This is a genomic window from Okeania sp. SIO2F4 (assembly GCF_010672385.1).
Classification (GTDB): domain Bacteria; phylum Cyanobacteriota; class Cyanobacteriia; order Cyanobacteriales; family Microcoleaceae; genus Trichodesmium.
In genome coordinates, this window is record NZ_JAAHGT010001337.1 from 1 (window position 1) to 1,710 (window position 1,710).

Below are 1,710 nucleotides of genomic sequence, written 5' to 3' on the forward strand. Positions count from 1 at the left end.
TTTTCAAGCAACAGAAATGGGTGTGAGAGTTCATCAAATAGAATGTTTTCATATTGATAAAGCGCGAGAATTATATAAAATTTCAGCAGAATATGAACCAGTAGCAGCTATAGCTATTGGATATCCAGAAGAACCGGATATTTTGCCTGAGTCTCTACTAGAGAGGGAACTTTCTCCCCCCAGACTATCTGTCCGCGAACTCCCTCGACCATTTTACTTTCTCCTTTTGTTGAATATTTAGTTTAAGTGCTGAGGCAGATGATTTAAGTCTTTTTTCCTATATAGAAAACATAGCCATAAAACTCTTTATATTTATAATACAATTTAGCTTCATGTCGTTGGTTTTCTACGAGTTCTTCGGCAGTTTTATTACCTAAATATTTTTGCAAAAATTTTTCCTGTGCAGAAACTTGCGGAGCATAAAAATTTTCTATCCAACAATTTTCAGGCAGTACAAAAGTAGCCATTGGAATATATCCAGCTTTTTCCATTTGTTTGACCTTATTTGAAATAGTATCTATTTCCGGATATTCATTATTCCAAAACTCATCAATTTCCCCTGGTCGCTCTTCAGTGAACCAAGATACTTCTGAAACCGCAAAGAAAGCTCCTTTCTTCAAAAACTTATACCATTCGTTTATACCTCTTTCAAATCCGATATTATAGATTGCTCCTTCTGACCAGATTAAGTCTAATTCTTGATTCTGAAAAGGAAGATTTTCCATTGAACCGACAATACCATTTACTCTATCTTGGAGATTCAATTTCTGAGTATTAATATTGAATATATCTATAAAAATGGGAGAAAGATCGATGGCTGTAATATTCCCTGACGTATGATTAGCTATTACCATCGTCTGACCACCAGTTCCACAACCTATATCTGCAATTTTTGATTCATTTGTCAGATTATCAATAAAGCTTAAAGCTTTAATAGTTACTTCAGGACTCCCAGGTCCTTGTCGTTCTATTGTTGAATAATATTCGTAGATTAATCTCAAATCAAACTCATAAATAGATTTATTTTCATCACTCATGTTTTTTCCTTATATGACAACATTACTGCAAATGATGAAGAAATTTTAATCTCTTTATTTTCAATCAGAATATAATTTTTGGATACTATAGCAATCCGCGCATTGGTTGTGACAATTTTTATAATAAGTACCTGCGCAAAATTAATTTAACATTTTTCAGAGAGTAGGGAGCAGGGGAAAATATATTTGTCTACTTTGATAATGTAGATTAAAAATAATTTGCCCTACCTACTTAACCTTAACAGCAAATATACAATTCATTTTGCTTGACTACTTAGCTAATCTGAACTGAAAACATTTAAAATTCTGACTATTGACTCCTGACTGCCACCAAAATATTAAAACTTAAAATTAGGATTGCTATACTAATCCTAAATTATTTGTGAAAAAAACTTTAGGGATTTGGAGACCAAAGCCCTACGATAAAATATTACAACTTAAATAGTATTGCTATATAGTTATAAATCAAATATTTTTGTAGGAAAGTTTCATATAACTTCCCTACTCTTCCCTAAACCAAACTCCCGGCTCTTTATAGTGTTAATTTAATCATTCACATGGAGAGTAATTTTTGTATTTTGCAGTTTCTCCGCTACCCAACGCTCAAATAATTCACCATCTAATTTTTTCCTAATTTCAGGATTATCTAAAGAAGCGCCTTGTAATTGTTCTA

At 32.2% G+C, this 1,710-nt stretch carries 2 protein-coding genes; one reads left to right on the forward strand and one right to left on the reverse strand.

The features are described from left to right. Window positions 1–241 (forward strand): nitroreductase family protein (locus F6K22_RS40200; RefSeq protein WP_483244206.1); only part of this gene is annotated, 241 nt, incomplete at its 5' end. Window positions 242–263: 22 nt separating this feature from the next. On the opposite strand, the gene F6K22_RS40205 is transcribed toward F6K22_RS40200, so the two are convergent. Continuing rightward, window positions 264–1,037 carry a class I SAM-dependent methyltransferase gene (locus F6K22_RS40205; RefSeq protein ID WP_293110698.1) on the reverse strand — a complete coding sequence of 258 codons (774 nt, stop codon included), beginning with the start codon at window positions 1,035–1,037 and terminating at the stop codon, window positions 264–266. Between the last annotated feature and the right edge of the window lie 673 nt (window positions 1,038–1,710).